Raw genomic sequence first — 26,202 nt, 5'->3', positions numbered from 1 at the left:
ATCCTTAGAATGCACTAATCGGGGATTTCATTTTATAAAATAAATTTGATTCTTCCACTTTTAAAATATCCAACAAAAGAATAGAATATTTTTTATACAACTATATATAAATTTCATCTTATTCATTTTTATATATTTTAATTTGGGAAGGCTTCATGCCGCATGATAACGAAAAAGAATCACGTACCCTGATTCAGGAGGCTCTTCAAGATCCGCTTGTTCGTATTCCTGCGCCTCTAAAACCGGCCTACTATGCCCATCAAAAGAAGCTCACTTTAAAATACCTATTACAGGTTAATTTATTCGCACAGCTGGCATTGCCTCTTATACCCTCGCCGATATTCTGGTGCTGCATGATATTCTCAATTTGCTCATTTTGACCAAAATTAGCTATACCATTCTGATCGTACTGATCACGATCTGGATGTATCACTCTTACCGCAATTTACCTGTGTTTGATTTACTCTTACCTACCTCAATTATTGGCGCAAGTGCCATCTGGTTTTTTAATCTAAATCAGTCTGAAAGTGCTTATACCCTCATTTATCAATATGCCTCCTTGGTTTTTATTGTGTTGGCCAATTTATGTGTGCAGATCCGGTTCTGGCCGTCTTTGATTACTTCGAGTCTGATTACTTTGATGATTTACATCGGTGTATATTTCAATACTCGATCTGACCTGTACCAGATGTTTTTATTTTCCTGATTTATCTGCCAGTATTGACCTTCAGTCTATATATTAGCTGGAGCTCGACCTTAAAATCACGCATGGTATTTTTGCAGCATACCCTGAATGAATATAATCGGCAGGCCTTTGAAAATATGGCTCATACCGACTCACTCACTGGCCTGAATAACCGTCGCTGTTTTGAATATCTCGCGCAACAACTGGTACAACAGAATTTTGATCAACCGGTGCCTATGAGTTTACTGGTCTTTGATGTCGATCATTTTAAGCAGATTAATGATCGTTATGGTCATGATATCGGAGATCAGGTCTTACAGACGATTGCTCTAAATACACACAGCGAAATGCGGCAGCATGATATTTTGGCACGCTATGGCGGTGAGGAATTTATTGCATTTTTACCTGAAACCTCTCTGGATGAAGCGCTAAAAGTTGCCGAGCGTTTAAGGCATAAAATTGAAAATATTGTGATCGATCTGGACAGCCAACATCGTTTCAGTTTTAGCATTTCGATTGGTGCTGCCATCCTGGAAAGCTGTGAAACAGATTTAATGACCCTGATTAAACAGGCCGATATTGCCTTATATCAGGCTAAAGCCAATGGACGGAATCGGGTTGAAGCTTATGATCCAGATCTGGAGCAAAGTTTAGCTGGAGAGATGCAAAACTGGCAGGTTAAACCGGCTTAAGCATCTTTTCCGAAAAGCATAAAAAGAGCGCCGAAGCGCTCTTTTTAATTTAGAAAGTTTATATTTCTAAACTGCCATGCATAGCGTTTAGCATAAAACTTTCAAGCAGCGATGCTGCTTGAAAGTCCTTACTGCCGCGCGCCTAGCGCTTGGCGTAATTTAGGCGGACAGCAGTGCTGTCCGAAACCCCTAAATTACTCCCATTCAATCGTTGCAGGTGGCTTAGACGATACGTCATAAGTCACACGAGAAACGTCAGCAATTTCATTCATGATACGCGTAGAGATTTTGTCTACTAGTTCATATGGCAGGTGTGCGAAACGAGCTGTCATAAAGTCCACCGTTTCTACCGCACGCAATGCAATTACCCATGCATAACGACGGCCATCACCGACTACACCCACCGATTTCACTGGCTGGAATACCGCAAATGCTTGAGCAGTCTTGTCATACCAGCCGCTGTCACGCAGTTCTTGCATGAAGATGTCATCTGCAAGACGTAAAATGTCTGCATATTCTTTTTTCACTTCACCCAAGATACGCACACCTAGACCTGGGCCTGGGAATGGATGACGATAGATCATGCTGTGTGGCAAGCCTAAAGTCGTACCCAATTTACGTACTTCATCTTTAAATAAGTCACGTAATGGTTCAACCAGTTCAAATGCTAGGTCTGCTGGTAAGCCGCCCACATTATGGTGTGATTTAATCACATGCGCCTTACCCTGCTTGCTTGCAGCAGATTCAATCACGTCTGGATAAATCGTACCTTGTGCAAGGAATTTTACGCCATCTAATTTACGTGCTTCTTCAGCGAAGACAACAATAAATTCACGGCCAATAATTTTACGTTTTGCTTCAGGATCAACTTCACCTGCAAGTGCAGTCAAGAAACGCTCTTCAGCATCAGCACGAATAACACGGATACCCATGTTGTCAGCAAACATTTGCATCACTTGATCGCCTTCGTTCAAACGAAGCAAACCGTTGTCTACAAACACACAAGTCAGCTGATCACCAATTGCTTTATGCAACAGCGCTGCAACTACAGATGAATCCACACCACCAGAAAGACCCAGTAATACTTTTTCATCACCAATCTGTTGGCGAAGCTGTTCTACACGTAGATCAATAATGTGTTCTGGCGTCCACAGACCGCGACAACCACAAATTTGATGCACGAAGTTTGATAGTAATTCTGCACCTTTAGACGTATGTGTTACTTCAGGGTGGAACTGAATGCCATAGAAACGGCGAGTTTCATCAGACACCATCGCTATTGGACAGCTTGGCGTCTGTGCAGTGATCTGGAAGCCTTCTGGAATACGGGCAACCTTGTCACCATGACTCATCCAGACATGCAGCTGGTTTTCACGGTCCTGTAAATTACCGATCAGCTTGTCACGTACAACAATATCTACTTCTGCATAGCCAAACTCATGCACAGTACCTGGCTCAACTTTACCGCCAAGTTGTTCGCACATGGTTTGCAGGCCATAACAAATACCCAATACCGGCACACCCAGCTCGAATACCACTTGCGGCGCACGCGGGCTGCCCTCAAGGTGAACACTCTCAGGTCCACCAGACAAGATGATACCGTTTGGATTAAATGCACGAATGTCTTCTTCAGACATATCATAGGCATACATTTCAGAATATACACCAGCTTCACGGACACGACGTGCGATGAGCTGACTATATTGAGAACCGAAATCCAGAATCAGGATACGATCTTCAGTAATTTGAGTATTGGTAGTCATGACGAACAACTATGAAAGGCAAACGAAAGATAAGCGCCGTATTCTAACATTTTTCAGCGCATTAAGCACACAATTCGCATTAGGTATACATTTAGTTGATTGCATTATATTTCTAGCACAACAAAGCGTCCCTTCGGATGCCTTGTTTGGTCTGTCATTTTTATATTTTTAAGCTCAAGATTTAATCCAACTAAGCATGTTTTTATAAAAATCTGAAGATAATATGTAAGAGAAATTTTTGCTCAATTGAAGATGGATGGAGTGTTAATTATTTTACTTTCTGGTACTGACTTTCATGCCCCGGGCTGTTAGGATTTGACCACACTTTTGCTTGTACTGGGCTCATGGAACTGATTGATTTTATCTTGCATGTTGATGATCACTTGCTTGAATTTATCACCAATTACGGGATCTGGATTTATGCCATTCTTTTCCTGATTATCTTTGTAGAAACAGGTCTGGTGGTGATGCCGTTCCTGCCCGGTGACAGCTTGCTATTTGCAGCAGGTGCACTGGCAGCCTCTACTGGTGCGATGGATCCTTGGGTGCTGATTCCGCTCTTGTTTGTTGCGGCAGTATTGGGCGATACCCTGAATTATCATATTGGCAAATATATTGGACCTCGGGTTTTCGAGATTGAATCGCGCTTCATCAATAAAAAACACTTATTGGCGACCCAGCAATTCTTTGCCAGACATGGTGGTAAAACCATTATTTTTGCGCGTTTTGTTCCTTTTGCCCGTACTTTCGCACCCTTCGTCGCCGGTGCTGGCAGCATGAATTACAAATATTTTCTGACCTATAATGTGGTAGGTGCATTCGCCTGGATTAGCTCATTTGTCATTTTGGGCTATATGTTTGGCAATATGCCGATCGTCAAAGACAACTTCACCTATCTAATTTTTGGCATCATTATTTTAAGTGTATTGCCAGGTGTGATTGGCTTTATTCAACAAAAGCTCAAAAAAAGTAAAACAGCTTAAGAACTTTTTACATTAAGATTCTTTTACAGCCTGTGCGTTTAATCCCAGAGCTTGATCAGGAGTGGGATCAGACAAAGCAGAACAAATAAAGCCGCGCCTTTATAAATGAGGCCGGCTTTTATTTTTTCAGATGGACTGGTGAGAATTGCCTGACCAAAGACCATCCAGAAAATCCCGACCGGAACGGTACTCAAGCTAAAGGCAGCAAAAACCAGAACGAAGTTGGTCGGGCTTTGCCAGGTTTCCATCGGTAAAATTCCAGAGGCCAACAATGCTGCTTTAGGATTTTTTAAGGTAGTGGTAAACATTTGCCAGGGGCGAATCTGCGGATGGGTCTTGCTGTAACGTTCTAACTGCTGAGCCTTATATAAATGCAAGGTCATCCAGCCCACACAGATGGTACTCAGTACATAGACCAAGCCTTTAAAATTTGGCCAGATCGGTGACGCCAGATGAATCAACAAGGCCCAGACATTAATGGCATAAAAATAGCCGAGTAAAATAGCAGGAAGATAGAGACTGGTTCTGGCTTGCCCCTGCTGATGAGCAGAACTGGCCACCAAGGCATTGGCGGGCCCTGGAACCATTAATACAGCAATGAGTCCTAAAACAAATAACCAATTTTCAATCATCGCAATGAACTTTTCCGGGCCAAGGTTGTAGCTTAATCAATATGGAAGTGGGATAACAAGCTTATAAATTTCAGATTTATATACAGTCTGGTCAATTTCCAGTGAGTTTTATCTTAATGTAAACCGCCCTATTCTTGTTGAAAGCAATAAAAAATGCCGACCCGAAGTCAGCATTTATCCGTTTAATGTTGAATGATTTATTTAGGCGTCGCCTGCCGAACGATGATCGAACAGTTCTTATAACGCGCGGCCTGTACAATCGCTTCCTGCTCGCCTAAAAGCCGTGCCAGTTCGGTTCTTTTGGTATCGGATGACTGTCCCATATTGACTGAAACACTCGGGCCAATACCCCATCCACCGCGACTACCCCAACCACCGCCAAGACCAACGCCCACACCGACGCCAGTACGTTTCGGTGGTTCAACGCCATTGTCGATATACTGCTGAATACGATTATATTCACCCTGTAATTGCGAACAACCCAAAGTCTGATAGAGGGTGGGCGACACATAAGTCGGTTTTACCGGCGTTGCACAGGCACTCAGTAATGCCAGTGCAGCAATACTCAGGCTTACTTTCACAAGTTTCATAGCTAACTCGATCTTAATTCTGCTCTATCTCATTGAACAACGATTGATAGGCCTGAGTCAATTTATGATCAGTAGCCAAATGAATCAAAGGCTGATTTTTCTGATGAGATTCTTTCATCAAGATCGAGGGTGGCAACATACTGTCGAGGACCGGTAAGCCTTCATCTTTGAGCTGTTGTACCACTTCACGCGGTAATTTGGCCTGTGCCTGAAACTGGTTCACGACAATCCCTTCGATTTCCAGCCCTTCATTATGGTCATCCTGGGTTTCAATGACATTTTCAATCAGGGTCTGTAGGGCACGTTTAGAAAATACATCACAGTCAAATGGAATCAGCACGCGGTTCGCCGCAATGAGAGCAGAGAGGGTAAAGAAATTGAATGCAGGCGGTGTATCAATAAATACCCGGTCATAATGCCCCGACAGTTGTTGCAAGGCATCTCGTAGCTTATAAATCTTGTGCTTGGACTCCAGTGCATGGGCCAATGCACCCAGTGTTGGGCTAGCCGGAATAACATCCAGATGTTTAAAAGAAGATTGATGCACATAGCTTTCCAGACCTTTGCTACGACTTTTTAAAATCGAGCCAATCGCATTACCAAGCAAGCCCTTGCTTTGCTGATTACCGAGTACATCTTCAAAATAGTTTTCGATATTCGGTTCGAGTGCCGGCTTGTCACTAGAATACGTCGCATCATCACCCAGCACATACTGGCTAGAGTTGGCCTGCGGATCCAGGTCAATCAATAAGGTTTTTAAACCCTGATGTGCACTGATCGCTGCCAGATTGACAGTAATACTCGACTTGCCTACCCCACCCTTTTGATTAAATACCACACGTGTACGCATGTCCCCCTCCTCACATTTTTAATTACTTTTACAACATTTGTATTTTCTAATTATTTGCATGGGCTGGCTGTGCTGATCATCACAGCCAGCCTGCTTTTAGCCAAAATTCGGCTTGATCATCACCAAAGCCAGAATAGACACCAATGAAACTACAGCAATAACCAAGCCAGCCCGACGCTGCGACAGCAAGATTGAATCATCTTTCTTATAGGCTTTGCCTAGCGAGGACACCAGTACCAAAAATAAAATGACTTTGGCATAGAACCAAGGCTGTACATCAAAGTCTTTCAGGACGAGCGACACAATGCCGGTCAGTGCAATCACCGTGATAGCTAAATGCTGTAAAGCGACTAGCGCTGTACGTGCCACCGGATTAGGTAAATTCCCTTGTGTACCGACAAACAAGGTTAATGCACGGGCAAGAATAGCGACAATGGCTAATCCTGCTGCCGACATATGAATAATCTTGACTAAAAGTTGGGTTTCCATCATGTCCTCTTAGTTTTTAGGTGCGTGTGCACAAGCAGGACTGGTGGTGTCCTGACCTGCCCATTCTTCAGGCAAAAATGCATGAATGGCCAGCGCATGAATCTTATCTTTTGACAGCAAATCACCCGCAGCAGCATAAACTTTCTGATGACGCTGGACGGGGCGCAAACCGGCAAATGCCTGACTCACAATCACGGTTTTAAAATGCGATTCTTTTCCCGGGAAATAACCACCATGACCCGAAGACTCATTCACCACTTCCAAATGGGTTGGGGATAATTGCGCCAAACGATCTTTCAGTTGTTGTTCTAAGCTCATGGCCTGACTCCAATCTTCAAAAATATGGTCTCAGTATACCTTGTTCTGCTGAGTATTTCGGTAATCTGTTCAGATGCAATCCGTTGATTGTGGCGAAAATTTATTGATTTTTATATAAATATTGGTTATTTATTGTCTGGTCTACAGCATTTTGCTTTTATTTTATGCAATTGATGCAAGATTTTTAACAAAGGTGTTGACCACATTTTTGCATGCTGTATTATACACGGCATGCGGGAATAGCTCAGTTGGTAGAGCATAACCTTGCCAAGGTTGGGGTCGGGAGTTCGAGTCTCCTTTCCCGCTCAAAATTTTTTCATTTAGTTTTTTCATTTAAAAAACTTTATAGACTCCGCGGGAATAGCTCAGTTGGTAGAGCATAACCTTGCCAAGGTTGGGGTCGGGAGTTCGAGTCTCCTTTCCCGCTCCAGATTCAAAAAAAGCCCTCATCGAAAGATGAGGGCTTTTTTCTTGTTGATTTTTAAGATTATTTTCTCATAAAAATTAAAATTTCTAGCTTTATAAAAGTACTAAATATTTTAGATAAATGTTTTCATAAGTTGACTGCGTGACCAAAAGTGACCAAAACGTGCCCTAGCCCATAATATAAAGATCTATAGATTCATTATTTTGATATTTATTTTATTAGTTTCATTATCAATAATCAGGATAGTAAACTTCAAGAAAACTGAACTCCCTTCTTTTTCTCTATTTTAGTATTTTTAACTTCATATATTCCCAAGGTGACCAAATTTGGTCACCAAAAAATATTAAATAAAACAAATATTTAACCTATATAATTATAATTCAGACTTTATTTTTCTTCAAAATCTTGTTCATCATTTTGCTTAATTTTTAATAAATCCCCCACTTCAACATTCAGTAATACGCATAACTTTTCTATGGTTTCAAAATCTATTCGAGTTGATTGACCATTATATAACTTATGTAGTGTGGTCTTACTCATCCCTGTCTCTCTAGCAACATCTGCTACTTTCATTCTTCGTTCTGCCAAAAGAACTGGCAAGTTACAAACTATCATTAATTACCACCATTGTGTAATAAAGTACTTGCATGATGTATTAAATGCATTTATTATCGCATTGTGATCTTAAATAACATCATTGTGATACTTCATAAAAGGATACAAATATGAATCTTACTTATATTACTACAAAAGAATTGGCTGAACGAATCCATTATAACGAACGTACCATCCGTAATCAGTTAAAGGATAGCGTTTTGATTGAAGGTATTCATTACATTCGCCCTTTTGGTGGTCGCAAAATTTTATATGTATGGGAACGCATTGAAGAAGATATGACTAAAACCACTTTAGGCTCGCTACACAGCCTACAACTTCAGTAAGGGGGAACATTATTATGGCTGCTATTCGTACTAGATACGGTAAATTATGTGTCGATTTTCGATACTTAAACATCCGTTGCCGTGAAACAACAGCTCTTGAAGACAATGCTCAAAATCGCAAAAAGCTTGAAAAAGCGATTGAACGAATGGAGGCAGAAATCTTATTGGGCATTTTTGACTATGCTAAATACTTTCCAAAAAGTTCTCGTTTGAAAGAAATCAAAAACGCAGAAAACAGAGTAAATGAAATCAGCTCAAAAACACCTCTATTTTCTAAGTTCTGTGAAATTTGGTTCACTGATAAAGAAATAGAGTGGCGTACAAGCTACAAGGGAAAAATTCAAATTGTGATCAAAAAGTACTTAATCCCTTTTTTTGGCACAATTCCGGTTATTACTATTAAAAAGTCAGACATTCTTGGATTCCGTTCATCCCTCGCCAAAGTGACTCACGGGAAAAACCAAGAATGCCTTTCACCATCAAGAATCAACCAGATTATGATAGCACTTCGTATGATACTCGATAGTGCTGCAGAACGATATGATTTCGACAGCCCTTACAAGAATATCAAGAACTTAAAGCAAGGAAAAATTGAAGTCACGCCTTTTTCATTAAAGGAAGTACATGCAATTTTGGCCACAGTTCGTGATGATTTTAAACCTTATTACACTATTCGATTTTTCACGGGTATGCGCACCAGTGAGATCGATGGATTGCAATGGAAAAATGTGGACTTGCAACGTCGGGAAATCCATATTCGTGAAGCCTTGGTGAATGGGGAGCTGGGTGGAACCAAAACCTATGGTTCTGACCGCACAATCCAGATGAGTGACCGGGTTTATCAAGCCTTTCTGCAACAGAAAAGCTTAAATAATGGTAAATCAGAGTTTGTATTCTGTAATCGTGACGGTGGACCTCTCGATTACCGTTTGGTGAATAAACGTGTCTGGCATCCGATCTTGCGGTTACTAGGATTAAAGCCTCGTCGTGCTTATCAAACACGCCATACCGCTGCAACATTATGGTTATCTGCAGGCGAGAACCCGGAATGGATCGCACGCCAGCTGGGACATTCAACCACTGAAATGCTGTTCCGGGTCTATAGCCGCTACATTCCAAACGTCACACGTCGTGATGGCAGTGCTTTTGAAGCCATGCTGGAAAGACTAAATACAGAGGAGCCTGCTCATGAACAGTAAAGCTTTCTTTGGCGGTGTAGTCGTTAGCCCAGAAGCAGATATGGTCGCGCGTGAACTCATTCATGAGTTACACATTCCCAAACTGCACAATCTGGCCTTTTTGCTGGAAATCAATAAATGCTTCGATGACCACCAAGCATTGAGACTTTGGCTACAGCGAATGCTGGATGATGGACAAGCCCATTACGACGACCTGGCCCAACAGGCTCGCCTTCGGTTAATGAGCTTAGCTCACTCATAAAACAAACATATAAGGTCATCTAATTGATGACCTTAGCCCCTTTATACCTATAAAAAGGTAAACCCATGCATAAAGATATTTCAATTTGGATGCCACTTTATATTGGCGATTTACAGGCAAAATTCGCACGAATGACTGTAGAACAAATCGGTGCAACACTGCTGCTAATGATGGATTTCTGGAAAAATGGTGCCATTCCTCATGACCTAGCGACTGTATGTAGCATCACAAAATTATCGCAACAGACCAAAGCTAAAACTTTATTGAATACGCTGTTGGCCCTTGAATTGTTTGAAGTCGAATCTGAGCAGATTCATTCAAATTTTTTAACCAGTTTAAAAAGCCAGGCATTGCAAAATCAGCAAATGAAATCTGATAAAGCTAAAAATGCAGCTCAAGCACGTTGGGGGAAATCCGCAAGTAATGCTCAAGCATCAACCAAGCAACAAAAAGTAAATGCTCAAGCAGCTCTTGAGAAGAGCTCGAGTATTACTCAAGTCATACTTGAATCATGCCCTTCATCTTCATCTTCATCTTCATCTTCATCTTCATCTTCATCTTCATCTTCATCTTCAAATTTTGAAGAAAAAAATGAGGATTTTTTAGAAAATTCCAAATGGATTTAGGAGAATAATCATGAATACCATGCTTAAAACGCTCCAGTTTCGCGCAGAAACAACGGAAACACTTTGCCCTACCCATCATATACCCCTGATGGAAATCGCCGGTCACAGGCTCTGTAAATTGTGTGCCAAAGAAACCGTCCAACACTCACATGCAGCCTATGAGAATGAACTGCAACAGCGATTGCTAAAACAGAAAATTAAAAATTCAGGGCTCAATAAACGCTACCTGGATCGGGGCTTCAAGAATTATGTAGTTGCATGCCCTGCACAAGACAATACCATCAAACTATGTCAGGCCTTTGCACAGCAGATTATTTCTGACCACAACCCGAACATGTTGATGATTGGTACACCAGGTACAGGTAAAACCCATCTGAGTGCATCAATTATTCGTAACATTCTGCATAACAGTACAAAATCTGCACGCTACTATACCAGTGCAGAAATTGCTCAAAAAATGATGGACACTTGGTCAGATGCTTCACGCTCTGAAAAGGAAGTCATCGACCATTTCTCCAGCTTTGATTTATTAGTGATTGATGAATATGGCCTGCATGACCGGCATGAAAAACGCCTGGAGATGGTACATAAGGTTTTGTATAGTCGTTATGACAACATGAAATCTACCCTTCTGATTTCCAATTTCACAGTCCAAAATATGCAGCGAGATTTAGGTATCCGATTATGGTCACGATTACATGAAAACAATTTGATTGTAGTACCGTGTTATTGGGATGATCAGCGGATAACCAAATAATACGACTCTTTACTTAAGCCAATTATCTCGCTGAAATAATTGGCTTTTATAATTAGATTTTTCAAAATTGCATTAATTGCATGTTCTTATTAAATGGACAGATATTCTTATTTGAAGCTAAACACCCGTTCTTATTTGGTGGTGTTTCAAAAAGTATGCTGAAAAAAACAATATGGCTTTTGATAAAATAGAGGTATGAAAATAACGCTACAAATCAAATGTCCTACCTGTCTAAGTAACAATATAAAGAGAAATGGCATCAAAGTAGAGGGGAAACAAAACCAGCAATGCAAAGATTGCAAACGTCAGTTTATTGGTGCTCATGCATTAAGCTATCAAGGGTGTAACTCAGGTATTACCGGCAAGATATTACATTTAATGATCAGAGGAAGCGGTGTAAGAGATATTGCTGAAGTCGAGCGTATCAGCATTGGCAAGGTATTACGAACCTTAAGTGAATCGATCTATCAGATTCAGCCTAAACAAAGCCACTACGAATGTCTTGAAGTCGATGAACTTTGGACTTTTGTAGGGAATAAGAAAAATAAACAATGGCTTATTTATGCCTACCATCGAGAATCTGGAGAAATTGTTGCTTATGTTTGGGGTAAGCGGGATTTAGCAACGGTTCAACGTCTTAAAGCTAGACTTAAAAAGCTTGGGGTTCAATATGCTCGAATTGCGAGTGATCATTGGGATAGTTTTATTACAGCATTTCAATGTTGCAAGCAAGTGATCGGTAAGTTTTTTACCGTCGGTATTGAAGGTAACAATTGTAGAATTCGTCATCGAATCAGGCGTGGATTTAGGAGAAGTTGCAACTTTTCTAAAAAGCTCGAAAATCATTTTAAAGCCTTTGATTTGACTTTCTTTTACCTTAATAATGGATTTGTTTAACGCCAGCATACTTTTTGAAACACCACCTAGTGATTTATTTCGTCATCTTCAAGTTGGTCAAACTGAATGTCGTAAACGACGTATTTGGGTTGGTCGAGTGAAACTGTATATTAGTGCGCTACGATTAGAAGATGGAGAACTTTTACTTGTTGTTTCTCCTATGTTGAATGCTTCAGCTATTCGTGATTATGCATTACGCTGGGAAATCGAAACCTTATTTAGTTGTCTCAAAGGACGTGGATTCAATCTTGAAAATACTCGTTTAACAGACCCTAGACGAGTCAAGAAATTGATAGCAGTGCTAGCTATCGGTTTCTGTTGGTGCTATTTAACAGGTGAATGGCAACATGATCGAAAAAAAGCGATAAAAATAAAGAAGCATGGACGACTTTCAGTAAGTTTATTTCGCTACGGTTTGGACCATGTTCAAATGGCTATTCTACGTTTGATTGGTTTTGGGAAAAAAGAAGAATTTAAGAAAGTGCTAGCAATTTTAAGAAAGAAAAAGCCTGATAGGACAAGGGCCCTATGAAATTTGTCGTGTACAGAGTTAAAATTGTTACAAAGCCGCATTTTATATACATTTTTAAATTATCAACTTTATTTAAAATATGAGTGCAGTTATTTTGATCAATAAAATTAGTTTGGGGGTTAGTCGTTATGTTGAGTCGCTTTTTAGTTATTTGCCTGAGTAGTATGTATATTTTTTCGACTTATACTCTTGCAGCTGAACCACAAAAATCACTTCCTCCTACCACTAACAATCTAAACAATTTAGCACTGTTAAACCAAGCCGACACATGGTCTTTAGATAATCTAAATAAAGCGGAGTGGTCGGACAATCTTGAAAAAGGCTATCTTCCTGTTTACGCAAAGTTACAAGTGCTGTTGAGTCGCCATTACTCATCCTCAGGTGCAATTGATGGCATATTGGGCCTAAATACTGTGAAAGCCATTTCCGCTTTTCAGATTATGAAGGGTTTAAGTGGTGACGGAATCTTAGACGCAAATACTTGGCAGCTTTTAAATGAAGATACGACTCAACCGACGTTTATTAAGTACACCATTACCACACAAGACTTAAAAGTTCCTTATGCTCAATCGATCCCTGTAGATTATGCTGAACAATCAAGAATGAAGGGCTTGTATTACACTCGTGTGACCGAAATGCTCGGTGAAAAATTCCATATGGATGAATTGTTTCTACAAAAAATTAATTCAGGCGCAAATTTTAATAAAGTCGGTGAAAAGATTATTGTCGCAAATGTAATAAATGTTTTGCCAAATAATGTGCAAAGCATTATTGCACACAAAGGTTCTAAACAATTATATTTGCTTAATCGACAAAATAAGATCATTGCATCTTTTCCTGCAACGATCGGGAGCGAAGATAATCCCTCACCCACTGGCACGCATGCCATCGGCAGTATCGTGTTCAATCCACATTATAGTTATAACCCTAAGAATTTTATTCAAGGCAAAAATCTTAAGCCCTTAAGCCTCCCCCCAGGACCCAACAACCCTGTAGGAAATATTTGGATTGGTTTATCTCGACCTTCTTTTGGGATTCATGGTACGCCAAATCCCGCCTTAATTTCTAAAACAGCATCGCATGGTTGTATCCGATTGACTAATTGGGATGCTAATAACTTAGCTAAAGTCCTCCATAAGGGGTTAACTGTAATTTTCTTGGAATGAAAAAATTTACCTCGCTATTTGAAAAATCAAAATTTAGCAATCAAGCGCTTGCGTTCTCAAGCTCAATTCCTCTTGTCTCTTCCCACAAAGCCAAGATTTCGCTAGGCGTATACTTTTCCCACTTTTCATAGTTGCCAATAATTGGGCACTAACAAACAGCTCAATCTCGGAATACGTCCAATTTCCAGGAAGATTCCTCGGATACTTAGGTTTTTCATCTTTATGGTCTAAATAATCTAAATAAGTCGATATTTTCTTAGCAAAAACAGTATCTTTAATAAACCTAGCGTTTTCATCACCCGATAGCTCTAAGGTGCGTAACCGATCACCTACAAATTTCGACTAATACCAAAACAAGCTCAAAATATGCTGTAAATCATATTTAAGAAGCATCCGCATTAAATCCAATTCCAAAGCATTATTTTTCTTTACAGGGATTTTTTGTATTGGCGAACAAAATCAAGCAAGGCATACACTTCATTTAATCTTTTATTTTTTATATATTTTTCAATTTCCTTGAAGTCTTTGATATAAACTTTTGAACCCATAATTTCCTCATACAGCCCAAAGGTCCACTGCTCTAGGTAATCGTAGCATTCAGGAATCACAAGATTTATGTCTGCCTTAAAATTTAAGGCTAAGTAAGTTTGAATTTCATGCGTTATATTTTCATTCAAATATTGTCTACAATCTGAATGTAGCTGGCGCAAATCAGCTTGTTTTTGTATAAATTCGTCAAATTCATTTGTTTTAAAAAGATAGCCTTTTTCAAATATTCTTTTTACAAGATCACCAGCACCATTGGCTTCGAGTTCAACAAATGAACGCCACTCATGTTGTGGCAAAACATTGTCTGTGCCAATCTTAATTTTGCTGAGCATAACATACAGAACTATTTTTTCTAAGTAACTGAGCTGCTGCTTCGGTGAATCTATTGGCTCATCTGACAATGTTGGAATACACAATTTAAACTCATTGAGATATTTGTTCATGTAATTTTGTACAGAGCGTCTACGGCAGTCATAGCATTCTAATTCTCTCTTGTAATGGCTTTGTTGCACAAAGATTTGAAATGCAAAGCGCCCCTAATTGAGCCAAATTTAAGGCGTAACTTGGGTAAGTGGTCGACCTAATTCCGTAAATCTGTTAAGGACTGCTACACGTGCATGAATTTCATTCACCTGACTAGGAAAGCTTCTTGCCATTAATTTATCGCCTAATAATTTGATGCAATGCATCTTGGTTTCCACCAAACTGCGGCGATGATAGCCTGACCATTTTTTCCATAATGTCCTGCCTAAACGTTTAATTGTTCGAAGTAATTCATTTCGCTCTAGCGAGCTACTCTTTGTATCTTTCCATGGTTTCGCATTTTTTCTAGGTGGAATCACCGCATGCGCTTGCCGATCTGCAATGAGCTGACGGCATTGCTTGGTGTCATAAGCTCCATCGGTATAAACAGAGTCAATCTGCTCATCTTGTGGAATCTGATTAAGTAAATCACCAAGCACCTGTGAATCACTGACATTATTGGTTGTAAGCTGAACTGCTCGTATTTGCAGGGTTTTGGCATCTATACCAATATGTAGTTTACGCCATTGGCGACGATATTCAGGTCCATGTTTCTTGCGTTTCCATTCGCCCTCACCTAGAAACTTCATCCCTGTAGAGTCCATGAGTAGATGCAGCCCATCGCTACTTTTTTGGTAACTGATTGCAATATCAATATGCTTTTGTCTTCTACAAAGCGTGGTGTAAGAATATCACTGATATTCGGGGCTGCTCATCCGCAAAGTTTAATCAGACTTTGCACAAAGCCAGTGACCATACGTAAAGACAGACGGAATAAGGATTTAATCATTAAGCAGCATTGGATGGCTGCGTCGGAGTAGGTTTGATTTCGCCCTTGTTTGCCTTTTGATGGCGCATACCATTGCGTAGCAGGATCAAACCAAATGGCAATATTTCCGCGACTCATGAGTGCTCGGTTATATGCGGGCCAATTGGTTGTGCGGTAGATTTTGTGTGTAGGCTTCTTCATTTGAAAATTATATCGCTGAAAAAGCCTTTACAGATAGGTTTGTGCAACAAAGCCCTAAAAAGATTAAAAACACTATATATAGTGAAATTTACAATTTAATAACACAATATAGGGTGCGCAACCCTTGACTCTCCTATAAAAAATACGTGAATATTATAGCTTATTTTTCAGCCACTTGGCATAAATATGGGGAGACATCAGCATATGTCTATAAAAAAAGCTATTAAAAGTCATCGTGTATCTTCAAAAAACTTACAATTAATGTGTTATCCAAAATGTATGCATGCCTACCAAATCTGGATTGCTCTATTTTTTCAGCTTAATGAGAAACAGCAAAACTATCACTTGAATTTAACTTTTAAACAGAATATCGAAATTCCTCTTCTGACAACAGACAAAGCTGATCACTATTTTTTTAGTAGTCATTTCAGCTGGATCTATGCTTATTTTTACAATAAGTATAAAACTGAATTTACGTTTAGAGCTTATGAAAAAAATAATTCCTACGAATTCACCATCATGGCTTTAAGCGAAGTAAAGGCATTACTATGTTCCGGATTACATCACTCAATTCATGGCTTAGATATCATCGCACATTGGCTAAATGAACAATACTTAGCCGCACATCTTCAGGAAGTTTTCGGTCAGGAAGTTCTAACTATCAATCATCTACGAGAATTATCAGGGCTGTCTAAATCCAAAAGTCCAGTAAGTCCTATTTCAAATTATGCTGGTCCACTTTCATTAGAAAAAATTCTGGCTGGAATATCATCATGAACGGATATAGTTACTTAGAAGATACTCAAGAATTAAAGCTTGAGCCGTTTCGAGAATTCTATCAAACACTAGCAGAAGCAAAGCTGGAAAATTATCAGGATTCTATCAAACTCAATGAGTTCATTAAACCTACTAAAATTATTGAACTTAACAATATTATAAATCAAAAACTTGTAGAACAATCAATCAGTGAATATCCTCTCGTTCATTATCTTATTGCAGTCATTAATACGCCTTCAGCATATCAAGCTAATGCCCTGAAATGGGCCATTTTTAATACTCGATGTATTGAATTGCTTGATAGCAAAGAACATGCAGCCACTGTAGCTAACCTCTGTAGACGTTTTCGTTTAGCCAGCAAAAAACAGGAATACCATTGGCTTTATAACTTATTACCACCTCTCCCTATTGAGTTGGAGGATCTTCTTAAGTTTTTAAATAAAGCTGAAACAGAGAATAGAGAGTTACTTAACCGCTCCACACCAAATTTAGATGAAAAACAAATTGGCCAGCTGGCAAATCTACGTGTCATCTATCAATATGTCTTTACTCAGTCTGAACGTTTAAAACGAAATCGCCAAAGCAGTTCAGGTGCCAAAGAAGCTCCTCAAACTGATGTTCAAAAGATATCAAGAATATCTCTCGATGATGAACAAACGTATCAGACTCATTTTGAACAAGGTACAGCTAAACAACCACGCGAAGATAAAACTATAGAAAAAGTTGAAGATCATAATTTTGAATTTAACTCACTAGAGCAATGTTCTATCACAGCTCAGATCAATAATCTCAAAAATCAAATTCTGCATCAAAACAAGAATGAGCTAATGAGCAAGCCGAATCCTCGGGTCTTCGATTTGCCTACCGCACAGTACATTATGCAAATTTTATTAGAACAGGCAGAAAACTCTCCAATTCATACCCTGCTTTTATTTTCAGTCCTCAGTCTTACTCATTATAAAGATCTGCCGGTATTTCAAAAAAATTTACGAGTCAGTACAAAAAACAAAGAAGTATCACTGCAACCCCAAAAATGTTTCTTTAAGCAAAGCTTTGAAGTCTCTAAATTCAAGGATTTTGTTTTAAGAAAACATCGGTTGAATACCGTGAATTCTTTTACGATTCCTCTGCCTCAATATTATCTGGAAAATCTAAGTCAGTTGAAAAAAATGGATGGTGTTGAGATTGATTCCAAGATACAGGAGTATTTACAAAAAATTAATAAAGGGCTGACCTTCCAGTTAACAACACAAAATCTTCCGCGCTTACTCAGTGATATTGCATTGAATGAACTTGAGTATGAACTGGAAAGCAAATTGCTTAATGGAGAAAGTGTTCAGCACTATATTCCATGCCATTACTCTTCAACACAAATCGTGGATATTATTAATATTTATACTCAAATTCTAACTTTGACTGTTCCTCAGCTGGAAACTGAATATCTTGAAGAATTCAGTAACCCGCATTCTTTTGGTAGTCAGCAGACACCTAATCTACCATTTGTTAAATCATTTTTTCACCAGCTTGACCAACGAGTGAGGGAACATCCGAATCCTTTTGAGACTTTAAAATATTATTCAATCTGGCTATGGCATATTTGCATGCTGATAACGTCAGCACGACCAAGTGAGTCCTTCCCGCCCAATCTAGATTATATTGACCTCGACAATCAATTGATGGCTGTTGCAGATAAAGAGCAGCGTTATTCGGGCACCATTGGACGATATCTACCGTTTAACGATTATCTTCGTGATGAAATACAGCATTACCTAAAATATTTAAAACACTTTCTCTACCTCACAAAAGCCTATCTGTCCAATGAACAAGTACAAGCAATCCATGAGGTCTTCGAGGGTGAACGCCCCTTTCTATTATTTTACGATCCACAAGGATATATCCGAAATTTAGAACTTTCTGATATTCAAAAATACTGTACAGAAATAGCCCTTCAGCGCAATTGGACCCGCCACTTTGCTCGTTATTTTTTTGCACAAGACTGCAATGAAGATGTAGTTAAAGGCATCTTTGGTCATGACGAAGCAATGCAGGGACTGTTTGACCGCTATTCAGCTTTTCAGGCGACTGATTACGATCAAATCAGAACAGCACAAGATAAGCTAATTGAAATATTAGAGCTTAAAAGTATGTCGACATTCAACGGGATCATGATTAAATGAGCAGACATCCACACTCCCTAAAACGACAAAAAAAACTTATAAAAAATAAGGAATTTCTTCTTAAATTATTTAGTGAGAAATGCCTAGAGCTTACACCTGAAAACTATTCCGATGTATATAGACAAGTCGATAATCAACTTTTGGAAAAGTACAAATCTAATACTCGTAGTCATAAAATGGCACGCTTAGAATTCGCGAAATATATCAAGCGTTTTAATCGTTTATCAAATCAAAACTACCCTATTCCTGCAACACCTGTTCGTCATGAAAGCCCCCCACCCCAACAAAATATTGAGACTTTAAAACATGGTAAAAGGGTGACTCAATTTGCCAAAAATTTGATTGCTCACTGGACAGAACATAATGACTTCAGTCCAACTCAATCCCTCGCTTTTTGTTTGATCAGCACAATATTATTTAATGGCATTTATAATGAGAACGAACTACAAAAGTTTTTAAAAATCATTTTAAAAACAAAGAAATTTCAAAGCTTTTCAAACCTAAATCATATTGTTTCACTTGAGATCCCGAACCGGCATTTCGGTAATCAGCGTATAAATAACCTGAATTTTTCAGTGAGCTATACAAAAACGTTTGTGTTAAACGATATTGTGAAATGCTGGATCTACAGACTAAAACATCAAAAATTTGATTTATTTTCAGATATTGATGACGCAGAACAAGTGATCAACACTTGCATCATCGAATGCTTTCCTGAGGAAAAGGTACGTTATAAAGACCTGTTAAAATATGGTTTTTACTACACACAGTTCCTAAAAAACAGTGGACTGGATCAAATGTCCATTTGTATCTTAAAAAATGAAATTTACAGTTCCAGTCCTCTCGAAAAACAATTAGCAGCTTATTTTATTCAGCCTGAACCCACGCCTACCCATACGATTCAGGAAGTTTATGAAAACCCTCAAGACCAGTCTAAAGTCACTATTGCATTAGATGTTGCCGATATTTTAGTAGAAATACGTCAAGCTATTCGTGCAAAAAACTATAGCGATCAACTCATAGAATTATATGCCAGAGAACAATCTTCAGCCTTGGAACGTTTGCTGCTGTGGAGCATTCTACGCTCAAAATTAACGGAACCTCAACTGGACCTTCTCAATCATATTATTCAGCAGCAGCAACGATTTAAGCGCAAGCTTATACGTGCAGATTTTCAGCCGCTCAAGCAAAGTTCTCTGAAGACCATGTTTTCACAGTTTGCAGTCCATTGGCTGCAGGCAACGCAAGACAAAGATATTTCATCATTTTCAGATGCTGATTTTGAAGATCTGTATGGAGAAATGCTTTTATTAAAGAAAGAAACAACTAGAGCGACTTTACAAAAACGTCTACAGGAGTTTCATCACAAACAGACCTTATTCTTTAACGCACCCACTATCGATCTAGATAATTTAATCCAGGTAAAAATCTGCAGAACCGCATTGATCTCGCCCCATATTTTTCACCACATGCTAGAGCAGCTCGAAAATACTCAAGATATTTCGATTCAGGATAAAAATATATTTAAACTGATTTTTATTCTAGGATTCAGAGTCGGACTACGGATCAATGAAACATTGAATATCTTCGTACGTGATCTATTTATTAGTGAAGATGCTGTGATACTCACCATTCGCAACAATCGCAATAAAAATCAAAAAAGCTACTCAGCTTACCGCAAGATTCCCCTGCATCATCTACTTAAAGCCGACGAATTACATGCATTTAAAACATACAGTCAGAATAGAAAACGTCTGCTAAAAGAACAAGGAAAATTAGTTGCACACCCGCTGTTTTTAAAACAGTCCTTAGAAGAAACTCATGAAAATGAAGTGAATTCCCTATTGAAACAATTGATCCAGCCAGTTTTTGGAGAACACAATTTTACTTACCATAGTCTGCGCCATTCTGCATTTAATCATCTTTACCTGATTTTAAAAAACTCAACTCTTGCAGATGCATTTACTGACTATAGCCCACATGAGCAATTACGTATCCGTTATGCATTGTTGCGAAACAGAAATACTCAGCAAACCTGGTATGCACTTTCTCATTTTGCCGGGCACCTAACGCCTGAAACCACTTGTTTAAGCTATCTGCATTTAATGCATCTAGCAATTAGCTACCAGCTGAATCAAATGCACAGCCCGCTTCCTAAAGAAGCCTATTTTAACATTCTGAAACATGATGATGCCATTAAATATCCTGTTCAGCAGCGGGCGATCAAACAGTTTTTATTTCATCAACTCACTAAAGACCGTTACAGGCAACATGATCATCAATTTCAACTAGGTCAACAGAAATCGCCTGATTCACTGATGCTAGGAGCTCATGACTCAGAGATGACTTTTGAATTATTGCATCACATTCTTGCAGTAGAAAAAGAACAAGACCTTATGTTACCTGAAACTATTCCTTTGCAAATCGCGCAAAAATTACGTGCTAAAGCCCAGCATTTGAAAACCTCCTGTGTAAACCAAAAAAAATCATCGAGGTTATTTACCACAGATTTTTTAAGGAAAACTCCGAATGCATTGGTCACCATGTTGCCAACCAATCAGGAGGAAAAAAAGGTCATTCAACATGTTCAGGAGCGTTATGCAAATGTACAAAGTAAATACAAAAAACAGCTTCATACAATCTACTCAATTTATCTTGAAAAAGCTCAGCCCAATTCAGCCCAGTTAATTTTTGAACTCAATGAAAAACGGCAACTGAAGAAACTTCTTTCTTTTATTCATAGCTTATTTCCCAAAAAATATCTTCATTTAGAACTCTCTCAGCAGAGCAAAACAGAGCTCAAAAAGACATTACAGGATTTAACATTACGGGCAGAAAACTTCAGCCTGACTGAAAATGAAAGGCGAATTAAGTTCTGCTTCAAGGATAAAGATGCAAAAGCACTTGGGGTATTCAAGTTACTGATGTATCTGATGATAGTTTCTCATCTTTAATGCAAATTATTGGATAAGTTTGCCACGCATTCTTATTCGTGGTTTACCAGTCATTCCTGTAATGATTTAATATAGACTTCCAAGCGTGAGTGGTAAAATTAATCATCTTAAAGAGCAATAACTGTTTGTCCCACTAGCCAAATAATGTCTGTCCAAGTTAGCACAAAATTTAATGATCATTTAAACAAGAATTTGCAGTATTAGTTTACAATTCGAAGTGAATAAAAAGCATAAATTGCCGCAGCACAATGAAATTGAAGAAATATTTTCAGAATATGATGAATAAGTTGTGAATCGGTACCCAATAAGTTATCAGAAAAGATAAACCCCTGCCCAACCTCATTGCTCCAAACCACTTGTGCCAAATATTCCAGATTAACCTGATAGCAAATACTGGTTCCTCGCGACATCAGGCGAAACTGATTAAGCTTAAAGCAGGTTGTTAGACTCTATTAAATTGTAAATGTCTAATTAGACTTTTTTAGTCTAATTAGATCTAATCAGGCCAATTAAGCACCCTCCTTACATCAAATGGTTTATTTCTATAAATCCATTATTTTGTGTTTTAATAGATATATATAGATATAAGACCCAATATTATGGATTTAAAATTCAAAAAGCCTGAAGAGGTTGTCACGTTATTATGTGAAAGGCTTCGCAAAGAACGACTTTATCTGGAAATGACTCAGGCAGACGTCGCTACACGTGCTGGTATTAGTGTGAATACAGTATCTAAACTGGAAGCCGGTCGAAATGTTTCATTTGAAAATTTAGTACGCGTTGCCATGGTATTGGGCCGATTAAAAGAATTAGAGGAACTCTTCAAACCTCATTTAAACAGTGTAAATGACATTCTCCGCTATGAGAGCAATACGGCTCGCCAACGTATCAAAAGGAAATAAGTCCATGCTCAAAAAACTTAATGTTTACTACAATGGATGGGGTGAATATTGGCTTTGGGGTACACTGGTCTCCTCAACCGCAATCACAGGTCGGCCATTAATTGCCTTTGAATACAGTGCAGAAGCGATCAGTAAAGGTTTAGAACTTTCCTCTTACCTACTTCCATTAAAAGGTGACTCATTAAGAACGAACTTTCCTACACATCAAATGGGATTGCCAGGTCCTATATATGATGCCCTACCCGATGGTTGGGGCATGCTTCTTATGGATCGCTTATTTAAAAAAAATGGACTCAATCCAGCACGGATTGGGCCATTAGAACGACTCACGTATATTAATACACATGCAATGGGGGCATTATCCTTTGAACCTTCAGCACCTGAGTTAGCATTAACTGAAAATATTCCACTGATTAAACTCGCTCAAGAAGTTCAGCAAGTTCTCAAAGGAGAAGGTGCAGAATTTTTACAGCATTTATTAATTATGGGTGGATCTCCACAAGGTGCAAGGCCAAAAGCACTCGTCTATCGTGATCCTGTCACCAACGAATTCTCAACAGTTAGCTCACATCAACATGAAGCTTGGCTGATCAAATTTCCCGCTCAGCAAGAGCATCCTGAAGTTTGTGCAATTGAAGCTGTTTATGCAGAATGTTTGCGTCATTGTCATATTGATACCCCTGACACTCAATATTTTACTCTTCCGAATGGATTAACCGCATTTGCATCAAAGAGATTTGACCGCCACGATGGCATGCGTATCCCTATGCAAAGTTTAGCGGCCTTCACCGGAGCTGATTTTAAATCACCAGGGAGTTTAGACTACAGTAACTTTCTTCGCGCTGCACACTTTTGCACCAATGATGTTCGCGAAAAAGCAATTGCATTCAAGCGAGCTGTTTTCAATGTAGTCTTCAATAATCGAGATGATCATTGCAAAAACTTTTCATTTCTGATGTCCCAAAATGGGCAATGGAAACTCTCCCCTGCTTATGATGTTACTTTCTGTGAGGGGCCAGGTGGATATCATCAAATGGATATCATGGGTGAGGCACTGGATATTCCTCGACAAGCTCTTGTAAAACTTGGTACTCAGGAAGCGGAACTTTCTGCCCAAGAAGTCGATGAAATTATTGGCTCGATTTGTAAGGTTGCAATCCGATTCAGCAATATCGCTCATGATCTATTACCTGGACAAATTCAAACAGAGACTCTCCAGATGATCCAAAATAGGATTGAGCATAATATTCATTTATTGAATTGAATATAAAAAAATTTCATGAGGATCAAGAATCATTATATTAAATTATATAATGTTGTTGTTTCTCATGAAAATTCGCACCAAAATACAGGTGACTTTTATAGACTAAAATTTCCAATATGAAGTGACCAAAATACCCTTAAATGATCTAAATTGCTAAAAATTTCAACCCACTAAAAACTACACACAATCAATTAAATCATATACTTATAGTTAACATCATTTAATGGCATAAATCTCGGTGACCTTGCCAAGGTTGGGGTCCTTCTCTAATCCATAGTTTTAAAAAAAAGAAGCTCAATGGAGCTTCTTTTTTTTAAAACTATGGATCGGTCTGAGCCAAAATTTTTATCTTTTATCAATAAATCCTTTTTATTCTTTATAATTTTGCGTGCTGTATTGCTCAACTGGCAATCGGGACAAGGCCTTTTGCCCTTTTTCACCAGGTAACCCTTCTACATACTGCAAAAATGCTTCTGCATAATCTAATCCCACATCTATACGACGCTCACCAGTAATGTCTTTAAAGCTTGTGTAAAAGTCCTGACCATCAGCCAGAAAGTTGATGGTAATTACTTGATAGGTCTGATTCATATTTAATGGCTGATATTGACCTTGTGCATTTCGAACCTTTAAATTGGATAAACGCTGACCCTTTGCCTTAGTTAAATCTACATCCCATTGTAGTCCACCCGCATATGGATAACTGCCTGTGTTATTACTCGTAACAGCATCCATGGCATCTTCCAGCACTGCTTTAATTTCTTGGCCAGTTGCATTTAATTGTACTAAGGTATTTTTGAATGGCAGCACTGTATAAATTTTCTCTACCGTAATATCACCTTGAGGCAGATCTACCCTTACCCCTCCTCCGTTTTGGATTGAAATATCTGCATTAAAATATTTTTTACCTTGCTGTAGAAATGCTTCGGCAACCAGCTGCTGTACATCACCCCCATGCTGATTAATAAAATCTGCTTTATTGCAGACATCACCTAAACTAGAACGTGATGTATCTTTGGTCATTCCTGGAACACGACGTAAGCATAAATTATCATTAGCAATGGCAACTTTTTCTTTGCCTAATAAGTTTTTAGCGACTTTATACGGTTCTAAAATACTTAAAGCTATAGCATCAGGCTGTACAATACGTAAGGAGTTACTATTTTCAATATCTCGCTTAATAGAATCTAGTTCCGTACTCATCAATGCTGGAGCATCTTTAGCTGTACGTTTAAAATCATCGCCAATCAATACATTGGCTTTTCCTGCACATGCTTCAATTTTACCATCGGCATCAAAGTTGACTTTGAGTTGTCCGACGACATAACTATATTGCCATGCCTGTACAACACAGACCTGATCACCATCTTTATTTTTTAATACAGTGGGATAGTCACCCTCTGGGCTTATACCGTAACTTTTAAGTTTCGCATCTGCCAGCAAGGTATGAGAATCTCCGCCAACAATGACATCAACGCCTGACAATTTAGTGGCTAAATCTTTTTCTAACCCGTACCCTAAATGAGATTGAACAATAATTTTATTGATGCCTTGCTGTTTTAGCTCATCAATATATTTTTGTGCAGTAACTACTTCATCATTAAATACAGTATCTTGATTTGGTCGAGAAGCATTTTTAGTTTTATTGGCAATCGTTAAACCAATTAAAGCAATTTTCTGCCCTTCTTTTTCCATAACTGTATAAGGTTTAACAAGGTTAGTTTGGTATAGTGCTGAAGTTTTTCCAAACTCGACATTTGCACTCAAGACTTGGGTTTTATTTTCACAATTACCTTTATCATTTAAGAATCCAATAAATTTTTTTAAGCCATCATCCGTATTATCGAATTCATGATTACCTAGCGTTAACGTATCGAAACAAACACTATTCATGAGATCTGCCTCTGCTTCACCTTCTTTCAAAGTAAAATAGAGGTCCCCAGTAATGGCATCACCTGAATGAATTTTTATTGGATTCTTCTCAGTGCTTGCCAAAGTATTCATCAACGCAGCAACGCGTGCAAAACCACCATTAGAGACTTGTATTTCTTCACGTTTACCCATCGAAGTTTCAAGCATTAATATAGTACTTTCCTCATCCAAATGTGAATGACTGTCATTAATATGTACTAAATTGACTTCCAGCGGTTTAGGAGGAATAACAGGCGTTATATTCGTATTTTCTTTACTATCATTATTACACCCAGTTAAAAACATACTAGAAACTAATAAACTGCATGTAAAACCCGAATACCTAGTTAGTTTATTATTAAAAGACATGACCACCCCACCTGATTAT

General features: G+C 38.7%; 22 protein-coding genes, 2 tRNA genes and 3 pseudogenes. 17 read left to right on the top strand and 10 right to left on the bottom strand.

Annotated elements, in window-relative coordinates; all coding sequences use genetic code 11:
- The first annotated feature begins 155 nt into the window (after positions 1–155).
- Positions 156–1,377 (top strand): annotated as a pseudogene (locus tag F893_RS18430) (diguanylate cyclase).
- A 194-nt stretch (positions 1,378–1,571) separates the two neighbouring features.
- Here F893_RS18430 and guaA read toward each other — a convergent pair.
- A complete protein-coding gene (guaA, locus tag F893_RS00895; protein ID WP_005249590.1) occupies positions 1,572–3,140 on the bottom strand; it encodes a glutamine-hydrolyzing GMP synthase in 1,569 nt (522 codons plus the stop codon).
- A 344-nt stretch (positions 3,141–3,484) separates the two neighbouring features.
- On the opposite strand from guaA, the gene F893_RS00890 reads away from it, so the two are divergent.
- Entirely contained in the window at positions 3,485–4,123 is a 639-nt protein-coding gene (locus F893_RS00890; RefSeq protein ID WP_004644839.1) for a DedA family protein, read from the top strand.
- 38 nt (positions 4,124–4,161) lie between these two features.
- On the opposite strand, the gene F893_RS00885 is transcribed toward F893_RS00890, so the two are convergent.
- From F893_RS00885 to F893_RS00865, 5 genes are all read right to left on the bottom strand, one after another.
- Positions 4,162–4,755, bottom strand: a complete 594-nt coding sequence (locus F893_RS00885) for a hypothetical protein (RefSeq protein WP_005249589.1) — start codon at positions 4,753–4,755, stop codon at positions 4,162–4,164.
- A gap of 197 nt (positions 4,756–4,952) precedes the next feature.
- The gene (locus F893_RS00880) at positions 4,953–5,345 is read right to left on the bottom strand and encodes a hypothetical protein (protein ID WP_005249588.1); all 393 of its coding nucleotides are present in this window, start codon (positions 5,343–5,345) and stop codon (positions 4,953–4,955) included.
- 13 nt (positions 5,346–5,358) lie between these two features.
- Positions 5,359–6,195: a ParA family protein gene (locus F893_RS00875; RefSeq protein WP_004280959.1), complete on the bottom strand. Its 837-nt coding sequence runs from the start codon at positions 6,193–6,195 to the stop codon at positions 5,359–5,361.
- A gap of 96 nt (positions 6,196–6,291) precedes the next feature.
- Complete coding sequence (locus tag F893_RS00870) at positions 6,292–6,684, bottom strand: SirB2 family protein (protein WP_005108384.1); 393 nt, start codon at positions 6,682–6,684, stop codon at positions 6,292–6,294.
- A 9-nt stretch (positions 6,685–6,693) separates the two neighbouring features.
- On the bottom strand, positions 6,694–7,002 hold the full coding sequence (locus F893_RS00865) for a BolA family protein (RefSeq protein ID WP_004280957.1): 309 nt from the start codon (positions 7,000–7,002) through the stop codon (positions 6,694–6,696).
- A 233-nt stretch (positions 7,003–7,235) separates the two neighbouring features.
- Here F893_RS00865 and F893_RS00860 point away from each other — a divergent pair.
- Both F893_RS00860 and F893_RS00855 read left to right on the top strand, forming a co-directional pair.
- A tRNA-Gly gene (locus F893_RS00860) sits at positions 7,236–7,308 on the top strand.
- A 48-nt stretch (positions 7,309–7,356) separates the two neighbouring features.
- Positions 7,357–7,432: transfer RNA gene (locus tag F893_RS00855), tRNA-Gly, on the top strand.
- 384 nt (positions 7,433–7,816) lie between these two features.
- Here the strand turns inward: F893_RS00855 and F893_RS00850 are convergent.
- Positions 7,817–8,044, bottom strand: a complete 228-nt coding sequence (locus F893_RS00850; protein ID WP_005249587.1) for a helix-turn-helix domain-containing protein — start codon at positions 8,042–8,044, stop codon at positions 7,817–7,819.
- 110 nt (positions 8,045–8,154) lie between these two features.
- Here F893_RS00850 and F893_RS00845 point away from each other — a divergent pair, with 110 nt between their 5' ends.
- From F893_RS00845 to F893_RS00810, 8 genes and pseudogenes are all read left to right on the top strand, one after another.
- Positions 8,155–8,370: a hypothetical protein gene (locus F893_RS00845; RefSeq protein WP_001054887.1), complete on the top strand. Its 216-nt coding sequence runs from the start codon at positions 8,155–8,157 to the stop codon at positions 8,368–8,370.
- A gap of 14 nt (positions 8,371–8,384) precedes the next feature.
- Positions 8,385–9,569, top strand: coding sequence for a tyrosine-type recombinase/integrase (locus tag F893_RS00840; protein ID WP_005249586.1), 1,185 nt, complete (start codon positions 8,385–8,387; stop codon positions 9,567–9,569).
- Positions 9,559–9,810 (top strand): hypothetical protein, encoded by a 252-nt coding sequence (locus tag F893_RS00835; protein ID WP_005249585.1) that lies wholly within the window; start codon positions 9,559–9,561, stop codon positions 9,808–9,810. Before F893_RS00840 ends, F893_RS00835 begins: the two co-directional genes overlap by 11 nt.
- 65 nt (positions 9,811–9,875) lie before the next feature.
- Entirely contained in the window at positions 9,876–10,436 is a 561-nt protein-coding gene (locus F893_RS00830; protein WP_005249584.1) for a DUF1376 domain-containing protein, read from the top strand.
- A 10-nt stretch (positions 10,437–10,446) separates the two neighbouring features.
- Complete coding sequence (locus F893_RS00825) at positions 10,447–11,193, top strand: ATP-binding protein (protein WP_004732695.1); 747 nt, start codon at positions 10,447–10,449, stop codon at positions 11,191–11,193.
- Between the two features lie 195 nt (positions 11,194–11,388).
- On the top strand, positions 11,389–12,090 hold the full coding sequence (locus F893_RS00820) for an IS1 family transposase (RefSeq protein WP_005249583.1): 702 nt from the start codon (positions 11,389–11,391) through the stop codon (positions 12,088–12,090).
- A gap of 28 nt (positions 12,091–12,118) precedes the next feature.
- Positions 12,119–12,622 (top strand): annotated as a pseudogene (locus F893_RS00815) (IS4-like element ISAba33 family transposase); the annotation flags it as partial.
- Positions 12,623–12,750: 128 nt separating this feature from the next.
- The gene (locus F893_RS00810; protein WP_005249581.1) at positions 12,751–13,788 is read left to right on the top strand and encodes a L,D-transpeptidase family protein; all 1,038 of its coding nucleotides are present in this window, start codon (positions 12,751–12,753) and stop codon (positions 13,786–13,788) included.
- A 428-nt stretch (positions 13,789–14,216) separates the two neighbouring features.
- Here the strand turns inward: F893_RS00810 and F893_RS00805 are convergent, their stop codons facing one another.
- Complete coding sequence (locus F893_RS00805; RefSeq protein ID WP_005249580.1) at positions 14,217–14,780, bottom strand: hypothetical protein; 564 nt, start codon at positions 14,778–14,780, stop codon at positions 14,217–14,219.
- A gap of 108 nt (positions 14,781–14,888) precedes the next feature.
- Positions 14,889–15,829 (bottom strand): annotated as a pseudogene (locus F893_RS00800) (IS5 family transposase).
- Positions 15,830–16,108: 279 nt separating this feature from the next.
- On the opposite strand from F893_RS00800, the gene F893_RS00795 reads away from it, so the two are divergent.
- From F893_RS00795 to F893_RS00775, 5 genes are all read left to right on the top strand, one after another.
- A complete protein-coding gene (locus tag F893_RS00795; protein ID WP_034435750.1) occupies positions 16,109–16,606 on the top strand; it encodes a hypothetical protein in 498 nt (165 codons plus the stop codon).
- Positions 16,603–18,783, top strand: coding sequence for a hypothetical protein (locus F893_RS00790; RefSeq protein WP_005249577.1), 2,181 nt, complete (start codon positions 16,603–16,605; stop codon positions 18,781–18,783). The genes F893_RS00795 and F893_RS00790 overlap by 4 nt, the downstream gene beginning before the upstream one ends.
- Positions 18,780–21,737: a site-specific integrase gene (locus F893_RS00785; RefSeq protein WP_005249576.1), complete on the top strand. Its 2,958-nt coding sequence runs from the start codon at positions 18,780–18,782 to the stop codon at positions 21,735–21,737. The genes F893_RS00790 and F893_RS00785 overlap by 4 nt, the downstream gene beginning before the upstream one ends.
- Positions 21,738–22,336: 599 nt before the next feature.
- Positions 22,337–22,639 (top strand): helix-turn-helix domain-containing protein, encoded by a 303-nt coding sequence (locus F893_RS00780; RefSeq protein ID WP_005249575.1) that lies wholly within the window; start codon positions 22,337–22,339, stop codon positions 22,637–22,639.
- Positions 22,640–22,643: 4 nt separating this feature from the next.
- Positions 22,644–23,903, top strand: a complete 1,260-nt coding sequence (locus tag F893_RS00775; protein WP_004728771.1) for a type II toxin-antitoxin system HipA family toxin — start codon at positions 22,644–22,646, stop codon at positions 23,901–23,903.
- A gap of 369 nt (positions 23,904–24,272) precedes the next feature.
- On the opposite strand, the gene F893_RS00770 is transcribed toward F893_RS00775, so the two are convergent.
- The gene (locus F893_RS00770; protein ID WP_005105082.1) at positions 24,273–26,183 is read right to left on the bottom strand and encodes a bifunctional metallophosphatase/5'-nucleotidase; all 1,911 of its coding nucleotides are present in this window, start codon (positions 26,181–26,183) and stop codon (positions 24,273–24,275) included.
- Positions 26,184–26,202: the final 19 nt, after the last annotated feature.

The organism is Acinetobacter sp. CIP 102136 (genome assembly GCF_000369685.1).
GTDB classification, from domain to species: domain Bacteria; phylum Pseudomonadota; class Gammaproteobacteria; order Pseudomonadales; family Moraxellaceae; genus Acinetobacter; species Acinetobacter fasciculus.
This window is presented reverse-complemented; position numbering and strand designations above follow the sequence as displayed.